This window comes from Aureimonas sp. SA4125, from assembly GCF_019973775.1.
GTDB lineage: Bacteria > Pseudomonadota > Alphaproteobacteria > Rhizobiales > Rhizobiaceae > Plantimonas.
Genome location: NZ_AP025032.1, coordinates 783,587 through 799,995 on the forward strand (window position 1 = coordinate 783,587; position 16,409 = coordinate 799,995).

Here is a 16,409-nt window from a genome sequence, read left to right on the forward strand (position 1 = left end):
CAATCGAAGGAACGACTGATGGAATATCGCCTGTTGGGGAGAAGCGGCCTGAAGGTCTCCGCCATCGCCATGGGGACCTTTACGTTCGGTGGTCAGGGACCCTTTGCCATGGTCGGTGCCCAGGACGCCCGGGAGGCCCGTCGTCTCATCGACTGCTGCCTCCATCACGGGGTGAACTTCGTCGACACGGCCAACATGTATTCCGCGGGACAGGCCGAGGAGGTTCTCGGAGAAGCCCTGGCCGGTCGTCGCGACGAGGTCGTCATTTCATCCAAGGCGCGCATGCGGATCGGCGACGGGCCCAATGACGAAGGCGCCAGCCGCTGGCATCTGATCCGGGAATGCGAGCGCAGCCTGAAACGCCTGCGAACCGATCACATCGATATCTATCATATCCACGAATGGGACGGTTCGACCCCGGTCGAGGAGACGATGGAGGCGCTCGACACGCTGATCCGCCAAGGCAAGATCCGGTATTCCGGCTGCTCCAACTACACCGGCTGGCAGCTGATGAAATCCCTCATGGCCTCGGAGAAGGCGGGGCTCGCCCGCTTCGTCACGCAGCAGATCCACTACACGCTGGAGGCGCGCGAGGCCGAATACGAACTCTTGCCGATCGCCGTTGATCAGGGCATCGGCGTCACCGTGTGGAGCCCGCTGGCGGCAGGCCTTCTGAGCGGCAAGCATCGCCGCGATTCACCCGTCGCTGCCGGCAGTAGGCAGGACAAGGGCTGGAGCGAGCCGCCGATCCGCGACCACGACCGTCTGTGGCGCATCGTCGACGAACTGGTCGACATCGCGCGCGGGCACGACGTGCAGGCCGCGCAGGTGGCGCTTGCCTGGCTTTTGACGCGCCCGGCCGTCGCATCGCTCATCGTCGGAGGGCGGAGCGTGGAGCAGTTCGAGGCCAATTTCCGGGCCGTCACCCTGACGCTTTCGCCGGAGGATCTGGCTCGCCTCGATGCGGTCAGCCGTCCGCCGCTGATCTATCCGCATTGGCACCAGGCCCAGTTCGCCGCGTCGCGCTTCGGCATCGCCGATCGGGTCCTCGGGGAATGTGCCTAAAGGTGAATCGGCGTTGCCGCAGATGGGCGGAGCACCGACCCCGCCATGTCATGGGCAGGACCTGACCCGGCATTGTCCTGATCGGCGATGGCGTCCAGCCGGGCCGTGACGGAAACAGCGGCTGCCGCCATGGCGGGGATGGCCGGGGACCTCGAAGCGTAGTGCGGCGTCTTTTCCCAGGCATGGGGATCGCTCTTCAGCTGGCGGAACGCCCGGAACGCGGCGAGGCTGATCAACAGCCAGTAGGCGGGGAGCGTCCAGAGGTGGCGCGGCAGGGCCGCGGCCTCCTCTTCGTCCAGCGCTCTCGTGGCCAGGATGACGAAGGCGACATAGCCGGCGACGAGGGCGAAGACGTCGGCTGCCAACAGCCCTTGGGTCAGCATGTCCGGGCTCCCCGCCGACCAGACGACGTAGGCGGTATAGGCCAGGAAGGCGAGGAGGAAGGCATGCGCGACCGCGGAGGTCAGCATGCCGAAGAACAGGAGCTGGAAGCCGAAAAAACCCTTCGCGCCGAGGTCCCGCCAGAGACCGACGGGGTCGCGCATATGGACCAGCCAGGTCTGCAGCCAGCCCTTCATCCAGCGCGTGCGCTGGTTGCGCCAGTCGATGAAGCGTTCGGGCGCGTCCTCGAAGGTGGGCACGTCGATCGTTTCGATCCTGTAGCCCGCACGGCAGAGACGGATGCCGAGATCGGCGTCTTCGGTGACGTTGTGGCTGTCCCAGCCCCCGACCGCCTTCAGCGCGTCCCGCCGGAAATGATTGGAGGTTCCGCCGAGCGGCAGTGGCAGCCCCACGGACGACAGCCACGGCAGATAGCCACGGAAGAGGGCAGCGTATTCCAGCGCGAAATGGCCGCTGAGCCAGGAGGAGGCGCCATTCCGGACGATCAGCGGCGCCTGCAGGCAGGCAAGCCTCGGCTCGCTTGCGCAGAACCGCTGAAAGGCGGCCTCCAGCTGATCGGGCCGGGGACGGTCCTCCGCGTCGTAAATCACCAGAAATTCGCCCGTCGCGAGCGGCAGCGCGACGTTGAGGGCTTTTGGCTTGGTGCGGGGCAGGGAAGGCGGCACGAGGACGATGGCGAACTGCGGCCTGCCGGCGATCGCCGCCGCCACTGCGGCGATCGTTCCTGCGTCGTCTCCCTCGCAGACCAGCATCACCTCCAGCCGCGAGGTCGGCCATTGCAGCGCCGACAGCGCGGCGACCAACTCGCCGGCCATCTCCTTTTCGTCATGGAGGGCGACCAGGACGGAATAGACGGGACGGCGCGTCGCGGATGCGCCGGGTGGCCCCACCGTAAAACCTCCATGGGTCCGGCGCGATGACAGAAGCCGCCGAGCCGCCTGCAAGCGCGCCACCGCGCAGGCGAGAAACAAGGGCAGCATCGCCAGGTGCAGAAGATGGAGAAGCAGCCAGGGGGCCAGAACCGCGAGGGCCGACAGCCCGCTGATCAGCACGCCGGCCACCATGCCCTGCTGGCCCGTCCAGACCTGGCGGGCCGAAAGATGCGGATGGCATGCCGAAAGGCCGAACCGGGCAATTTCCGCCCGCTGCATCAGGGAGGTCGACGCACGGTGGCGCTGGAGGGCGCGTAGCGTCGTCACGCGCAGGATCGATCGCCGGCCCGGATGCGCGTCAATCAGCCTCAGGACGGCGTCGAGATCCTCGATCCGCGGCGCCATGAACAGCCGTGCCTCCAGGCATGGAGTGCAGACCCGCAGCGTTCGGACAGTCCGGCAGAGCTCCATCTCCCAAAATGGCGGTCCGGCGCCGGGGCCTTCGCAATCCACGATGCTGGCCGTCTCGGCGATCGCTTCGGCCGCGATGCCGAGGGCGAGGCCGATGGCCGCCGCCAGCATCTCCTCGCTCACCGCTCCTGCCGAAACCAGTTCCAGTCCGATGTCCGTCCCATTGCCGCAGGCACGGGCCCACGCATCGTCGCATGTCCCGCGCGCCAGTCCCAGCGATGCAAGGGTCGCCAGCATCAGGTCGGAGAATGGCCTGGCTGCAAAAGGCCCCGCCGCAAGGCCCGCCGCTCCGGACTTGTGGGAATCGGGAAAGGGGTCGTAGAATCGACCTGCTGCGTCGGCAAGAGAGCCGGCGTCGTCACGCACAGGGGGATGCCGAGACTGATCTACGGGTCATACGCCGCATCTCGCCACACTCGGAAAGCGTGCATCTTCCGCCAGGTTCTCGTGGCCGGAAACAAACCCTAGGGGGAATGATACGACGTGCTGAATATACGCAGGGTTGTCATTCTGCTGGTCGCAATCCTCGTCGGATCGACCGCGGCCGCTCAGGACGTGGGGACCGTCAATTTCTGGGACCAGCATCAACGGCTCGCCAAGCCGGCCCTCCCGACCCTTGAACGTATCCGTTTTCTCACCAGCGTCGACTATCCGCCCTTCAATTTTCTCGACGCGCGCGGCCGTCTCGGCGGCTTCAACGTCGACCTCGTCCAGGCCGCCTGCGAGGAACTCGGCCTCATCGATCGCTGCCAGATCGAGGCGCGTCCCTTCGCCGACCTCGTGCCGGCGCTCTTGCGGGGCGAGGGCGAGGCGGTCGTTGCGGGCGTGGCCGTCACCGCACCGAACCGCGCGACACTGGCTTTCACGGAAAGCTACTTTCGCTATCCCGCCCGCTTCGTCACCCGCAAGGACAGGCCCCTCGCCGAGCCGCTCGCCTTCTCCAGCACCGGCAAGAAGGTCGGCGTCGTCGATGGCAGCGCGCATGTCGCCATGCTGGCGACCTTCTTTCCCATGGCCGCGCGAGTGGCCTTCGACAATCGTGAACTGGCGCTGGAAGCGTTGCGCAAGGGAGACGTCGACGCCGTCTTCGGCGACGGGGTCGGTCTCTCCTTCTGGCTGGAAAGCGAGGCCGCCGATCGGTGCTGCAGCTTTTCCGGCGGTCCCTATCTGTCGCAGCGGTTTCTCGGCGAGGGCCTGGCGATCGCCGTCGCCCGGAAGAACGCCGACCTTGCCAAGGCGCTCGACTACGGCATCGGCCAGGTCATCGCCAAGCGGCGGTTTTCCGAACTGATGCTGCGCTATTTTCCCGTCAGTGCCTTCTGACGACCGGCTGTCGGCACGCCTTCTTGTTGACGGCGCGGAAGGCGCGCCATAGACGATCCTGACGGTTTTGGGCGGCGACAGGCCGCACGGGTGCCGACCTCCAGCATTGCAGGACTGCCATGGCCGCCGATCGGCACGATTTTCTGACCGTCACCGACGCCCTCGCCGCGGAGGCCGAGACCTCGAGCGCCTGGCCTTTCGAGGAGGCGCGCAAGCTGGTTGCCCGGCACGCCGAGACGGGTTCCGGGACGGTGCTGTTCGAGACCGGATACGGCCCCTCGGGCCTGCCGCATATCGGCACCTTTGGCGAGGTCGCCCGGACCTCGATGGTGCGCACGGCCTTTCGCGTCCTGACCGCGGACAAGGTGCCGACGCGGCTCCTGTGCTTTTCCGACGATCTCGACGGATTGCGCAAGGTGCCCGACAACGTACCCAACCGGGACATGATGCTGGCCTATCTCGGCAAGCCGCTGAGCCGGGTGCCCGATCCCTTTTCCAACGAGCATCCCTCCTTCGGCGCCGCCAACAACGCGCGGCTGAGGGCGTTTCTCGACCGTTTCGGCTTCGACTACGAGTTCGCCTCGGCGACGGACTACTATGCGCAAGGCCGTTTCGACGCGACGCTGCTGACCATGCTGCGCTGCTACGACGAGGTGATGGAGATCATCCTGCCCTCGCTCGGTCCCGATCGCCGCGCCACCTATTCGCCCTTCCTGCCGATCCATCCGCGCACCGGCATCGTCCTGCAGGTGCCGATGATCGACCGCGATCCCGAACGCGGGATGATCGCCTATGCCGATCCCGACACCGGCGAGCGGATCGAGACGCTGGTGACGGGGGGCGCCGTGAAGTGCCAGTGGAAGGCCGACTGGGCGCTGCGCTGGACGGCGCTCGGCGTCGACTATGAAATGGCCGGCAAGGACCTGATCGACTCGGTCACCCTGTCCTCCAAAATCTGCCGCGCCCTCGGCGCCCGGCCGCCCGAAGGTTTCAACTACGAGCTCTTCCTCGACGAAAAGGGGCAGAAGATCTCCAAGTCGAAGGGCAACGGCCTGACGATCGAGGACTGGCTCGCCTATGCCTCGCCGGAGAGCCTCTCCTTCTACATGTTCCAGAAGCCGCGGGCGGCCAAGCGCCTGCATTTCGACGTCATCCCCAAGGCGGTCGACGAGTACTATACCTTCCTTGCAGCCTTCGGCCGCCAGACGCTGGCGCAGCAGATGCAGAACCCGGTCTGGCACATCCATTCCGGCGCCCCGCCCTCGGAAGGCATCGCCATTCCCTTCGCCATGCTCCTCAACCTCGTCTCCGCCTCCAATGCCGGAGACGCCGGCACGCTCTGGGGCTACATCACCCGCTATGCGCCGGGGACGACGGCCGAGACCGCCCCCGAGCTCGACCGTCTCGTCGGCTATGCCCTGCGTTACTTCAGGGATTTCGTCGAGCCGGCGAAAGTGTTCCGGGCGCCGGATGAGGTCGAGCGGGCAGCGCTGGCGGATCTCGACGAGAAGCTCGCCTCGCTGCCTGAAGGGGCGGGATCGGAAGCCATCCAGGACGCCATCCTCGACGTCGCCCGGCCGATCGAGCGCTACCAGGACCTGAAGAAGACCGGACCGAACGGCGGACCGGGCGTCTCGGGCGTCTGGTTCCAGGCGCTCTACCAGACCCTGATCGGCCAGGAACGCGGCCCGCGCTTCGGCTCCTTCGTCGAGCTCTACGGCATCGCCGAAACGCGTGCCCTCATCGCGGCGGCGCTGGAGGGACGGCTGGCGACGTGACGCCGGCGGGCGATTCCGTCGTGGGGGGCGCCTGATCGTCTGCGGGGCCGGTGTCGGTCGCTCGCCTGCTTTCGTTCGCCCGATCGGCCCCGGCCCAAAGCCCGAGACGGGCGCCGCGCGCCACAGCCTCGGCATCGGCGTAGCGACCGCCATCCCGGGCGCGCGCCCAGCCGTTCGCGACAAGCCACTCCCCGAGATCGATGGCGGCCAGGCTGCAGGCGCTGTCGACCGTCGCTTCCCTCTCCATGAAATCGCCGGGGACCGTGCAGGTGATCGACCGTGACCGGACGAGGGCGCGCAGGGCCGACCGCGCCTTGACCCCGCACGGCCACGGCGATGATCCTGGACCGCAGGTCTCGTTCGGCAGCAGCGGATCGATGCCCTCCAGCCGGATGGTGCCGCGCCCGACGCGGAAGCTGCCGCCGTCGATTGCGACTGGCCGCGGCAACAGCATCGGACGCGCCATGTTCTCGTCCATCGGTTCGGCGGTCGACATCGGCTGAGGCTCGTCCGCGGGCTTCTTCCGGTCAAACCGCGAATTGTCCACCGGCAGGAGTTTTTCGGGCGACGGCCTGAGGCCCGGCCCGATCGGTCGCTGGACCGGCACTCCCGCATGGCTGGCCGCAGTCTGCGGCGCGGCGGGGACAGGCCGTGTCGTCATCGCCGCCGCCCGCTCCTTCCATGCCGGGGCATGGCTCGCCGTGCCCCAGGCAAGGAGCGCCACGAGCGCCAGCAGGCAGGCTGCGATCTTGAACGCCTGCGTTGCGGCAGCCGGCCTGGCGTCGGCGCCCGCCGCCCTCAGCATCGGCCGGTCGGCGGTTGCCACCGGCACGCAGCGATCACTGGCTCGCCCACAGGATCCGCGCGATCCACTCGATCTCGTCGACGCCGAACTGCAGTTCCGGATAGTCGGGATTGACCGAGGCGAGTTCGATCGTCTTGGATGTGCGCCTCTGCAGGATCTTCGCCATGACCTCGCCCGCCTTGGTGCGCACCACCACGCGGTCACCGCGCCGGACGGCCGCGCCGGGGGAGACGATGACGATGTCGCCGTCGCGGTACAGCGGCATCATCGAATGCCCGGATACCTCGAGTGCGTACACCGGCTCGGAGCCCCCCGTCTGCGGCAGGGCGATTTCGTCCCAGCCCTGGCCGACGGGAAAGCCGCTGTCGTCGAAATAGCCGCCGGCACCCGCCTCGGCAAAACCCAAGAGCGGGACGGAGGCGGGGGTCTGCAGGCTGCCGGCCGCCTGCATCGAGCCGCCCATCAGCGCCGTGAACTGTTCGATCGAGGTGCTGGTCGCATCGATGATCTTGGCGATGGACTCGGTCGAGGGCCAACGCGGCCGCCCGTCGGCCGCCAGCCGCTTCGACTTGTTGAAGGTCGTGGGATCAAGACCTGCTCGACGGGCGAGGCCCGACGGCGTCATCTTGTGACGCTCGGCAAGCCCGTCGATCGCGGCCCAGACCCGCTCGTGCGAGAACATCTCGATCGGCTCCCGGTCGTCGCTGCGGCAAGGAATAAATACCTCAGACACTACCTGTAAAAGGGAGTTTCCCGATTGTCCAGACCGGAGCGTGGTTTCGCCGACTTTTCCGCCGTCATCCGACGCGGTACGGCGCCCGACCCGAATCCAGCGCGTGTTCGAGATCGTCGATGCGGTCCTGCCCGAAGAACGGCTCGCCGTTGAGGACGAAGCCGGGTACGCCGGGAAGCGATGCCGCGACGGCCGCACCGGCGTTCGCCTTGCGTGCGGCGGCCGATTCCGGGGCTTCGGCCCTTGCCATGATGGTCGCCGCATCGAAGCCGAGTTCGCCCAGATAGGTCTCGATCTGAAGGCGGTCGGAAATGTCCTCCTCACGCGCCCAGTAGCCGGACAGCACCTTGTCCATGAAGTCCAGCGGTGACTGGCCCTCGGCGATCAACGCCACGGCGACGAGATCGGCGAAGGCGGGATCGACGGGGTAGAACTTCGGGCTGACATTGAGGGGAAGGCCCCGCCGCTCGGCCACGCGCTTCAGGTCGATCAGGCGGTAGTCCTGCCGGAGGTCGTGTCCGTCAACGTGGTGGAAATTGAGTGTAGCTGAAGCGGCTCCGTTTCAGGCGACTTCGGTGGAAATCTGTTCGGGTTTTGCAGTGTTGCCCATGGCCATGAGGTCGGCCATGGGTTCGGTCTGCATGTAGCGGTTCTGGATCTGCCATTCGTCGTTGGCCTCGAGAAGGACGGCGCCGATGAGCCGGATGATGGATCCCTCGTTCGGGAAGATTCCGACGACGTCGGCACGCCGCTTCACCTCCTTGTTCAGGCGCTCCAGGGAATTCGTCGAATGGATCCGGGTCCGGTGCTGACTGGGAAAATCCATGTGCGCCAGCACGTCGGTCTCGCTGTTGTCGATGAAGGCCCCGAGCTTTGGACACTTTCCCCGAAGCTGGTCGGCGACGTGGCGCAGCGCCTGGCTGGCGCTAGCACGATCGGGCTGGGCGAAGGCTTGGCGCAGCGCGGCCGCCGCCATGCTCTGCTGCGCCTTCGGGACATACGACAGGGCGTTGCGCATCCAATGCACCCGGCAGCGCTGCCAGGAGGCGCTGAACACCCGGCGAATGGCGGCTTTCAGCCCTTCGTGAGCATCCGAGATCACGAGCTTCACGCCGGACAGGCCGCGGCGCACGAGGCTCTTGAGGAAGCTCGACCAAAACGTCTCCGCTTCCGAGGGGCCGATGTGAAGGCCGACGATCTCGCGCTTGCCGTCCGTGTTCACGGCCACGGCGATTATGGCGGCGACCGAAACGATGCGTCCACCCTCGCGCTGCTTCAGGTAGGTCGCATCCAGCCAGAGGTAGGGCCAGTCGCCAGTGAGAGGACGGTCGAGGAAGCCGCCGACGCGTTCGTCGATGTCTTTGCACAGCTTCGATACGGTGCTCTTGCCGATCCCCGACAGCCCCATGGCCTGTACCAGATCGTCGACCCGCCGGGTGGAAACGCCGCTGATCCAAGCTTCCTGAATGACGGCAACCAAGGCCTTCTCCGAGAGCTTTCTCGGCTCCAGGAACGGCGGGAAGTAGCTGCCCTGCCGAAGCTTGGGTATCCGAAGCTGCAACGAGCCGAGCCGCGTGTCGAGCGAGCGGTCGCGGTAGCCATTGCGATAAGTCGCCCGTTCCTGCGTCCGTTCGTGGCGCCCGGCGCCGATCATGCCTTCAACGTCGACCTCCATAAGGAGCTGCATCACGCTCTCGGCTATCGTTCTCAGGAAATCGCCGTCCCCGGCTTTCGCAAAAAGCTCGGCAAGCGGTAGTCTGTCCTCGGTCATCGGGTTCTCCGGTCAGGTTGAAGTCTCGCAACTCCACCTTAGCCGCCCTATCCGGTGACCGCCTCAGCCACACCTTTCAATGTCGGAATTTCCACCACGAGCGCGGACACTACCCCTGCCGGATCTGCGGCCGCTTGGCGACGGGCACCTGGCCGGAGACCGCCCACATGGCCTGGAGATCCACCGGCAAAGGACGCAGGACCGCGTTGTGGCGGCCGGCCACCGAGCGGATTTCCTCGTGTCCGAGGTAGACGTAAGGGGACGAGGAGGTGAAATAGTAGTCGATCGTCGCCATGCTGGACTCCTTGCAGCGGGTTCTCCGCCCATATCGGTTCAAAGCATCCGTGGGCAAGCTCTGGCGCGGAACCGGGGGATAAATGTGGCATTGTCGGGGACGGGCCGGCAATTGCCGCCGCGCCTGAACTGCCCTGCAAAAGACTGCCGAAACCGCCTGCGGCCTGGAAGAGAGACGACGAAACCGATGGCTCTCAGATTTGGACAGAGTACCAGCGACGAACTGCGTCGTCGGGCCGGCGAACCCGGCCGGGGCCGCGATGCCGGCCAGCCGTTCGGCATCCCCTGGAAAGGCTGGAAGGACATCCTCTGGCGCATCTATTTCTCGTTCTTCGAGGACCGGGTGATGCTGATCGCCGCGGGCGCGACCTTCTATCTCTTGCTGGCGCTCTTTCCCGCCTTTGCCGTCTTCGTCTCGCTCTACGGTTTCGTCGCCGATCCCACGACGATTTCGGAACATATCGCCTTCATCGGCCGCTTCCTGCCGCAGGCCGGCACCGATCTGCTGCAGATGCAGCTGGAACGCCTGATCGCCCAGGATCCGGCCTCGCTGTCGCGCGGCTTCATCATCGGCCTCGCCATCACGCTGTGGAGCGCCAACAACGGCATCAAGACGCTGTTCGAGGCGATGAACATCGCCTATGGCGAACAGGAGCAAAGGAGCTTCATCAAGCTCAATCTCGTCGCCTTCTGCTTCACCGTCGGCGCCGTGTTCATCGGCATCACGCTGATCGTCGCCGTCGGCGTCGTCCCGGTGATCATGAAGATCTTCGGCCTGTCGAGCTTCTCCGACAGCCTGATCGCCTCGCTGCGCTGGCCGGTGATCTTCTTCCTGATCGTCGGCTCGATCGCGATGATCTACCGCTACGGCCCGAGCCGAAACCGCGCGCGATGGCGCTGGGTGACATTCGGCGCCGTGCTCACCGCCTTCGTCTGGCTCGGGGCATCGATCGGCTTCTCCTGGTACCTCCAGAATTTCGCCAATTACGGCGCGACCTACGGCTCGCTCGGTGCCGTGATCGGCTTCATGATGTGGGTCTGGGTATCTTCGGTGATCTTCATTCTCGGCGCCGAGATCAATGCCGAGATGGAACACCAGACGGCGCTCGACACCACGGACCTGCCGGAAAAGCCGATCGGCGAGCGCGGGGCCCGCGTCGCCGACACGATCGGCAAGAGCTCGTCCAAGGGTCGCCCGCCGACGGCGGAGAAGAAGGGATTCCTGAAGCGGTTTCGGTCGAAGGGGCCGGCCGCGGCCTGAGACGACGACCTCGTCTCCTGGCGCCGTCGCCACGATTCAGGGCTGAAAGCTGCGGGAGAGGGCCACGATGGCAGCCACCATCACGAGCGTCTGAAAGCCGATGGCCGAGACGACCCATTTGATCGTCTCGGCCTTGCCCGCCTCGATCTTCACGTCGAGGCGGAGCTCCAACGCCCGAAACTCGGCCGCGAGAGCTGCCAGATCTTTGGCGGCCGAGAGGGCGGTGCGTTCGTTTGCCGCCGCGAGGGCTGCGAGGTCGTTGGCCGTGGACAGGGTGGTGCGTTCGTTGGCCGCCGCCATGGCTGCCAGATCGTTGGCGACCGAAAGAAAAGTGCGTTCGTTTGCCGCCGCAAGGGCTGCGAGGTCACTTGCCGTGGCGAGAACGGCGAGGTCGGCCTTGGTCGCCAATTGCGAGAGCTCGACTTCCCGCGCGTCGCGCAGGATGAAGGACATGGCCTCGGCCTGGGCCTCGGAAAATCCTGCCGCCTTCAGTTTCCCGGCGATGGCGAGCGTGTCGAGATGGACCGTCATGCCCTGGCTCCGTCCGTCCCGCCGATAGCAGCGCGAAGGGGCCTTGCGGTCAAGGGGAAAGACGGTGGCGCCGCCGGCACCACCGTCCCGTTGGTCCTCAGGCCGCCGCGACATCCACCGGGGCAAACCGCCCATAGAAGCTTTCCCGCTTACCCGCCATCTCCTTCAGGAGCGGCGTCGGGGCGAAATGGTCACCGTATTTCGCCGCAAGACGCTCGCACAGCGCGGTGAAGACCGGCACGCCCATGCCGTCGATGTAGGAGATCATGCCGCCGGTATAGGGCGCAAAGCCAAGGCCGAGGATCGAGCCGATGTCCGCCTCGCGCGGGTCGGTGACGACGCCTTCCTCGATGGTGCGCGCCGCCTCCAGCGCCATGGTGACGAGGAAGCGTTGCTGCAGCTCGGCGAAGTCGATGTCATCGGGCTTCTGCTGCGGATAGAGCGCCTTCAGCCCGGGCCACAGGCTCTTCTTCGCGGGCTTGGCGGGATAGTCGTAGAACCCCTTGCCGTTCTTGCGGCCGAGCCTGTCCTCGTCGTCGACCATGTGATTGATCAGCTTGAAATGCGCGGGGTTGATCGCGGCCTCGCCTTCGTCGCGGATCGTCGCCTTCATGATCTTCTGGGCGAGGTCCACCGCCGTCTCGTCGTTCAGGGCCAGCGGCCCGACCGGCATGCCGGCGAACTTCGCCGCGTTCTCGATCATCGCCGCGGGCACGCCCTCGATGATCATGTCGTAGGCTTCCGAGATGTAGCGCAGGAAGCAGCGGTTGACGAAGAAGCCCCGCGTGTCGTTGACGACGATCGGCGTCTTCTTGATCACCCGGACGAAGTCGAGCGCCACGGCAAGCGCGGTCGGTTCGGTCTTTTCGGCCATGATCACCTCGGTCAGCATCATCTTGTCGACGGGCGAGAAGAAGTGGATGCCGATGAAGCGCGCGGGGTCCGGAAAAGCCTCGGCGAGATGGGTGATCGGGATGGTCGACGTGTTGGAGGCGAAGATCGCGCCCGGCTTCATCACCGCGGCTACCTTGCCGGTCACGTCGGCCTTCACGGCCCGGTCCTCGAACACCGCCTCGACGACAAGGTCGGCTTCGCTCAGCGCGGCGTAGTCGGGCGTCGCGGTGATCCGGGCCAGCACGCCTTCCGCCTCCTCCTTCGTCGCGCGGCCCTGACCGACAAGCTTCTTCATCAACTCCTCGGAATGGGCCTTGCCCTTGTCCGCGGCGGCCTGGTCGCGGTCGACGAGGATGACGTCGAGGCCGGCCTTGGCGCTGACATAGGCGATCCCGGCGCCCATGAAGCCGGCGCCAACCACGCCGACGGTCTTCAGCGCCGTCGGCGCGATGTCGGCCGGACGACGCGCGCCCTTGTTCAGCGCCTGCAGGGAGACGAAGAGCGAGCGCACCATCATGGCCGCCTCGGTCGTCTGCAGAACGTTGGCGAACCAGCGCTGCTCGACCTTCAGCGCCTGGTCGATCGGCAAGAGCAGGCCCTCATAGACGCATTTCACGATGGCGCGGGCGCCCGGATAGTTGTCTGCCGTCTCCTTGCGATAAAGCGAGGACACGGCCGGCCAGAGCTGCGCACCCCCGGCGGAGTACACCGGGCCCGACGGCAGCTTGAAGCCCTTCTGGTCCCAGGGCTTCACCGGCGAGAGGCCGGCCTTCAGCATGTCCTTGGCCTTGGCGACGAGTTCCTCCTGCGGCACGACCTCGTCGATGAGCTTCATCGCCTTCGCCTTCGACGCTGTCAGCGTCTCGCCCTTCAGAAGCATCTGCAGGGCGGCCTGCGTGTCGGCAAGGCGCGGCACGCGCTGGGTGCCGCCGGCGCCGGGGAAAAGACCGACCTTGACCTCGGGCAGCCCCATCTTGGCCGAGGGCGCGGCGATACGGCCATGGCAGGCCAGCGCCAGTTCGAAGCCGCCGCCCATGCAGGTGCCGTTGATGGCGCAGACATAGGGTTTGCCCGAGGTTTCGAGCTTGCGGTAGATCCAGGACATGCGGCCGGCGCGCTCGAAGAGTTCGGCCACGGCGGCGGCCTCGTCGACGGTCTTCTTCGCCTCGAACTGCGCGAACATCGACTGCAGCATGTTGAGGTCGGCGCCGCCGGTGAAGGAACCGTCCTTGCCGGAGGTGATGACGACGCCCTTGACCGCCGCGTCGCCGGCAAAGCGATCGATCATGGCGTCGAGTTCATCCATCACCTCCTCGGTGAAGACGTTCATCGAACGATCCGGCATGTCCCACGTCACCAGGGCGAACCCGTCGGCGTCGACCGCAATGCTGAAGTTCTTCGTGGTCATGAGTGTCTCCTGAAGAGTTATCGATCGGGGTTTATGCGCTGGCTACGCTTGATGCTGCCGGTTTGCCGCACGAGACGCAGGCCTTTAGGAAATCTAAAGAAAAATGTTCTACTCCGAACCGACAACGACGCCTCAAAGGATCGGTCTGGTGAAAAACGCGTGCGAAGGCTGTCGCTCCGGCAAGGAGCTCGATTTCACCTTCTCGATGGCGTTTCAGCCCATCTACGACGTCGGATCGGAGCGGGTCTGGGGTTACGAAGCGCTGATCCGGGGCACGGCGGGCGAGGGCGCCTACCAGGTGCTCTCGAAAGTCCAGCCGGAGCAGAAATATCTGTTCGATCAATCCTGCCGCGTGAAGGCGATCGAACTGGCGGCCGGCTTGTTTCCGCGGGGCAACGACCTGAAACTCTCGATCAACTTCATGCCGAACGCCGTCTACGAACCGGCGGCCTGCCTGCGCGCGACGCTGGCTGCCGCGTGCACCCACGACTTTCCGCGTCGGTCGATGATGTTCGAATTCACGGAGTCCGAAGAGATCGCCGACACCAACCATCTTCTCAGGATCATCGCGGAGTACCGCCGTCAGGGCTTCATCACGGCGATCGACGATTTTGGTGCCGGCTTCGCCGGGCTTGGCCTTCTCGCCGATTTTCAGCCGGACCTTCTGAAGATCGACATGAAGATCATCCGGGACGTCGACACCGATCGTGCGCGCCAGGCGATCGTGCGCGGCATCGTGGGCATGGCGCGCGAACTCGACATCACTGTCCTGGCCGAAGGCATCGAGACCGAGGCGGAATTCGTGATGCTGAAGGCTGCAGGCATCGCCCTCTTCCAGGGCTACTATTTCGCCCGCCCGGCCTTCGAGGCCCTGCCGCCGATCATGCAGGGGATAACGCCCGCTCTGACTGCCGTTGCCTGACGGCATGCGGGCGGCATAAAGAGCCGCCTCGATCTGACGTCGGCCGCACCCGGGACGATCCCCGTCGGCGCGGCCGCCTCGGTACCAAAGGCTTCCCGTTGCGCGCTGGATCGATTGAGCGGCGCGACCCATCGATCAGGCCGACAGATGGGCGCGCTGGTCGGCAAGGCTCCGCGTGCGCTCGCTGATCGCGTCGCCGGTGTGCTTTGTCTCGCTCGGCTCGAACAGCAGGACCCAGCATTCCTCCGCCGCGAGAGGGTTGTGCTCGACACCGCGGGGGACGACGTGGAAGTCGCCTGCCTCCAGCCGCACGTCCGGCCGGTCGCGATAACGGATCGTCACCGCGCCCTTCCAGACAAGAAACAACTCGTCCTCGTCGGCATGGGCGTGCCAGACAAGTTCGCCACAAATCTTGGCGACCTTGACGCTCTGCCCGTTGAGCTCGGCAACGACCCGTGGCGACCATTGCTCGCGGACGGCTTCGAACTCGCGGGCGATGGAGCCGGTGTTGGACATCGGTGTCACACCCTTTCGATGATGGTCGCCGTACCCATGCCGGCGCCGATGCAGAGCGTGACGAGGGCCACCGTCTTGTCGGTGCGCTCCATCTCGTCCAGCACCGTGCCGAGGATCATCGCTCCGGTCGCTCCGAGCGGATGGCCCATGGCGATGGCGCCGCCGTTGACGTTCATTTTCGCGTGGTCGATGTCGAAGGCCTGCATGTAGCGCAGAACCACCGCGGCGAAGGCCTCGTTCAGCTCGAACAGGTCGATGTCGTCGAGCGACATGCCGGCGCGGGCGAGCAGCTTGTGGGTGACGTCGACCGGACCGGTCAGCATCAGCGCGGGATCGGAACCGATATTGGCGAAGGCCCGGATCTTTGCGCGCGGCTTTGCGCCGAGGATGGCGCCGCCTTCCTTCGAGCCGAGCAGCACGGCGGCGGCGCCGTCGACGATGCCCGAGGAATTGCCGGCATGGTGGACATGGTTGACCGTCTCGATCTCGGGATGCGCCTGGATGCCGACGGCGTCATAGCCGCCCATCTCGCCCATCATGCCGAAGGAGGCATTGAGTGCGCCGAGCGACTGCATGTCGGTCGATGGCCGCATGTGCTCGTCGCGGGCAAGGATGGTCAGCCCGTTCTGGTCCTTCACCGGCACGACCGAGCGGTCGAAGCGGCCTTCCTCCCAAGAGCGCGCCGAGCGCTTCTGGCTCTCCACGGCATAGGCGTCGACGTCGTCGCGGGAGAAGCCGTATTTCGTCGCGATCAGGTCGGCCGAAACGCCCTGCGGCATGAAGTAGGAGGGGATGCCGACGGAGGGGTCCATGAACCAGGCGCCGCCCGACATGCCCATGCCGACGCGCGACATCGATTCGACGCCGCCGGCGATGACGAGGTCGTCAGCGCCGAAGGCGATCTTCGCCGCTCCCATGTTGACCGCGTCCAGACCCGAGGCGCAGAAGCGCGAGATCTGGATGCCCGGCGCCTTGAAGTCGTAGCCGGCCTCGAAGGCGGAGGCGCGGGGGATGACGGCGCCGGCTTCGCCGACCGGGTCGACGCAGCCATAGATGATGTCGTCGATTTTGGCGGTGTCGATGCCGTTGCGATCGCGCAGGGCCTCCAGCACCTTGGCGCCGAGCCGCACCGCCGGCACCTCGTGCAGCGCGCCGTCCTTCTTGCCGCGGCCACGCGGGGTGCGGACGTGATCGTAGATATACGCTTCGGCCATGATGGAGCCTCCCATTTTCTGCGCCGTGGCCGCCCGGAGCGGGCGTTCACCGGCAGTCATTGTCCAAGCGCCCTAGATGGAGGGACGCCGCATCGGCGTGTTTGTGCGTTTGACGCGGACTGGCAACCGCCCTCCCGCGGAACATACAG

At 66.1% G+C, this 16,409-nt stretch carries 14 protein-coding genes and 1 pseudogene; 5 read left to right on the forward strand and 10 right to left on the reverse strand.

The features are described from left to right. The first annotated feature begins 18 nt into the window (after window positions 1–18). Window positions 19–1,065 (forward strand): aldo/keto reductase, encoded by a 1,047-nt coding sequence (locus tag Sa4125_RS03575; RefSeq protein ID WP_224003730.1) that lies wholly within the window; start codon window positions 19–21, stop codon window positions 1,063–1,065. Here Sa4125_RS03575 and Sa4125_RS03580 read toward each other — a convergent pair. Further along, the gene (locus Sa4125_RS03580) at window positions 1,062–3,176 is read right to left on the reverse strand and encodes a glycosyltransferase family 2 protein (RefSeq protein ID WP_224003732.1); all 2,115 of its coding nucleotides are present in this window, start codon (window positions 3,174–3,176) and stop codon (window positions 1,062–1,064) included. The two genes, Sa4125_RS03575 and Sa4125_RS03580, sit on opposite strands and share 4 nt — an antisense overlap. A gap of 117 nt (window positions 3,177–3,293) precedes the next feature. Here Sa4125_RS03580 and Sa4125_RS03585 point away from each other — a divergent pair, with 117 nt between their 5' ends. Together Sa4125_RS03585 and Sa4125_RS03590 are read left to right on the forward strand one after the other, a co-directional pair. Then, entirely contained in the window at window positions 3,294–4,133 is an 840-nt protein-coding gene (locus Sa4125_RS03585; protein ID WP_224003734.1) for a transporter substrate-binding domain-containing protein, read from the forward strand. Window positions 4,134–4,252: 119 nt separating this feature from the next. Further along, window positions 4,253–5,911, forward strand: a complete 1,659-nt coding sequence (locus Sa4125_RS03590) for a lysine--tRNA ligase (RefSeq protein ID WP_224003737.1) — start codon at window positions 4,253–4,255, stop codon at window positions 5,909–5,911. Here Sa4125_RS03590 and Sa4125_RS03595 read toward each other — a convergent pair. From Sa4125_RS03595 to Sa4125_RS03615, 5 genes and pseudogenes are all read right to left on the reverse strand, one after another. Continuing rightward, window positions 5,874–6,737: a hypothetical protein gene (locus tag Sa4125_RS03595; RefSeq protein WP_224003739.1), complete on the reverse strand. Its 864-nt coding sequence runs from the start codon at window positions 6,735–6,737 to the stop codon at window positions 5,874–5,876. The two genes, Sa4125_RS03590 and Sa4125_RS03595, sit on opposite strands and share 38 nt — an antisense overlap. A 13-nt stretch (window positions 6,738–6,750) precedes the next feature. Further along, window positions 6,751–7,398 carry a helix-turn-helix transcriptional regulator gene (locus Sa4125_RS03600; protein ID WP_224003740.1) on the reverse strand — a complete coding sequence of 216 codons (648 nt, stop codon included), beginning with the start codon at window positions 7,396–7,398 and terminating at the stop codon, window positions 6,751–6,753. Window positions 7,399–7,513: 115 nt separating this feature from the next. Continuing rightward, window positions 7,514–7,945 (reverse strand): annotated as a pseudogene (locus Sa4125_RS03605) (DsbA family protein); the annotation flags it as partial. Between the two features lie 66 nt (window positions 7,946–8,011). Further along, entirely contained in the window at window positions 8,012–9,220 is a 1,209-nt protein-coding gene (locus Sa4125_RS03610) for an IS256 family transposase (protein WP_223998301.1), read from the reverse strand. 109 nt (window positions 9,221–9,329) lie between these two features. After that, window positions 9,330–9,515, reverse strand: coding sequence for a hypothetical protein (locus Sa4125_RS03615; RefSeq protein ID WP_224003742.1), 186 nt, complete (start codon window positions 9,513–9,515; stop codon window positions 9,330–9,332). A 186-nt stretch (window positions 9,516–9,701) separates the two neighbouring features. Between Sa4125_RS03615 and Sa4125_RS03620 the strand changes: the two genes are divergently transcribed. Beyond that, window positions 9,702–10,775 carry a YihY/virulence factor BrkB family protein gene (locus tag Sa4125_RS03620; RefSeq protein WP_224003744.1) on the forward strand — a complete coding sequence of 358 codons (1,074 nt, stop codon included), beginning with the start codon at window positions 9,702–9,704 and terminating at the stop codon, window positions 10,773–10,775. Between the two features lie 36 nt (window positions 10,776–10,811). Here Sa4125_RS03620 and Sa4125_RS03625 read toward each other — a convergent pair whose 3' ends face one another. Continuing rightward, the gene (locus Sa4125_RS03625) at window positions 10,812–11,306 is read right to left on the reverse strand and encodes a hypothetical protein (protein WP_224003746.1); all 495 of its coding nucleotides are present in this window, start codon (window positions 11,304–11,306) and stop codon (window positions 10,812–10,814) included. Window positions 11,307–11,403: 97 nt separating this feature from the next. Then, window positions 11,404–13,608 carry a 3-hydroxyacyl-CoA dehydrogenase NAD-binding domain-containing protein gene (locus tag Sa4125_RS03630; protein WP_224003748.1) on the reverse strand — a complete coding sequence of 735 codons (2,205 nt, stop codon included), beginning with the start codon at window positions 13,606–13,608 and terminating at the stop codon, window positions 11,404–11,406. Between the two features lie 145 nt (window positions 13,609–13,753). Here Sa4125_RS03630 and Sa4125_RS03635 point away from each other — a divergent pair, with 145 nt between their 5' ends. Further along, window positions 13,754–14,530 carry an EAL domain-containing protein gene (locus tag Sa4125_RS03635; RefSeq protein WP_224007503.1) on the forward strand — a complete coding sequence of 259 codons (777 nt, stop codon included), beginning with the start codon at window positions 13,754–13,756 and terminating at the stop codon, window positions 14,528–14,530. A 135-nt stretch (window positions 14,531–14,665) separates the two neighbouring features. Here the strand turns inward: Sa4125_RS03635 and Sa4125_RS03640 are convergent, their stop codons facing one another. Together Sa4125_RS03640 and Sa4125_RS03645 are read right to left on the reverse strand one after the other, a co-directional pair. Then, window positions 14,666–15,046 carry a cupin domain-containing protein gene (locus tag Sa4125_RS03640; protein ID WP_224003749.1) on the reverse strand — a complete coding sequence of 127 codons (381 nt, stop codon included), beginning with the start codon at window positions 15,044–15,046 and terminating at the stop codon, window positions 14,666–14,668. 5 nt (window positions 15,047–15,051) lie between these two features. Then, on the reverse strand, window positions 15,052–16,260 hold the full coding sequence (locus Sa4125_RS03645; protein WP_224003751.1) for an acetyl-CoA C-acetyltransferase: 1,209 nt from the start codon (window positions 16,258–16,260) through the stop codon (window positions 15,052–15,054). Window positions 16,261–16,409: the final 149 nt, after the last annotated feature.

Coding starts and splice junctions, on each gene's coding strand:
- Sa4125_RS03575 (WP_224003730.1), top strand. CDS start 19: ATGGAATATCGCCTGTTGGGGAGAAGCGGCCTGAAGGTCTCCGCCATC.
- Sa4125_RS03590 (WP_224003737.1), top strand. CDS start 4,253: ATGGCCGCCGATCGGCACGATTTTCTGACCGTCACCGACGCCCTCGCC.
- Sa4125_RS03600 (WP_224003740.1), bottom strand. CDS start 7,398: ATGTTCTCGCACGAGCGGGTCTGGGCCGCGATCGACGGGCTTGCCGAG.
- Sa4125_RS03610 (WP_223998301.1), bottom strand. CDS start 9,220: ATGACCGAGGACAGACTACCGCTTGCCGAGCTTTTTGCGAAAGCCGGG.
- Sa4125_RS03615 (WP_224003742.1), bottom strand. CDS start 9,515: ATGGCGACGATCGACTACTATTTCACCTCCTCGTCCCCTTACGTCTAC.
- Sa4125_RS03620 (WP_224003744.1), top strand. CDS start 9,702: ATGGCTCTCAGATTTGGACAGAGTACCAGCGACGAACTGCGTCGTCGG.
- Sa4125_RS03625 (WP_224003746.1), bottom strand. CDS start 11,306: ATGACGGTCCATCTCGACACGCTCGCCATCGCCGGGAAACTGAAGGCG.
- Sa4125_RS03630 (WP_224003748.1), bottom strand. CDS start 13,608: ATGACCACGAAGAACTTCAGCATTGCGGTCGACGCCGACGGGTTCGCC.
- Sa4125_RS03640 (WP_224003749.1), bottom strand. CDS start 15,046: ATGTCCAACACCGGCTCCATCGCCCGCGAGTTCGAAGCCGTCCGCGAG.
- Sa4125_RS03645 (WP_224003751.1), bottom strand. CDS start 16,260: ATGGCCGAAGCGTATATCTACGATCACGTCCGCACCCCGCGTGGCCGC.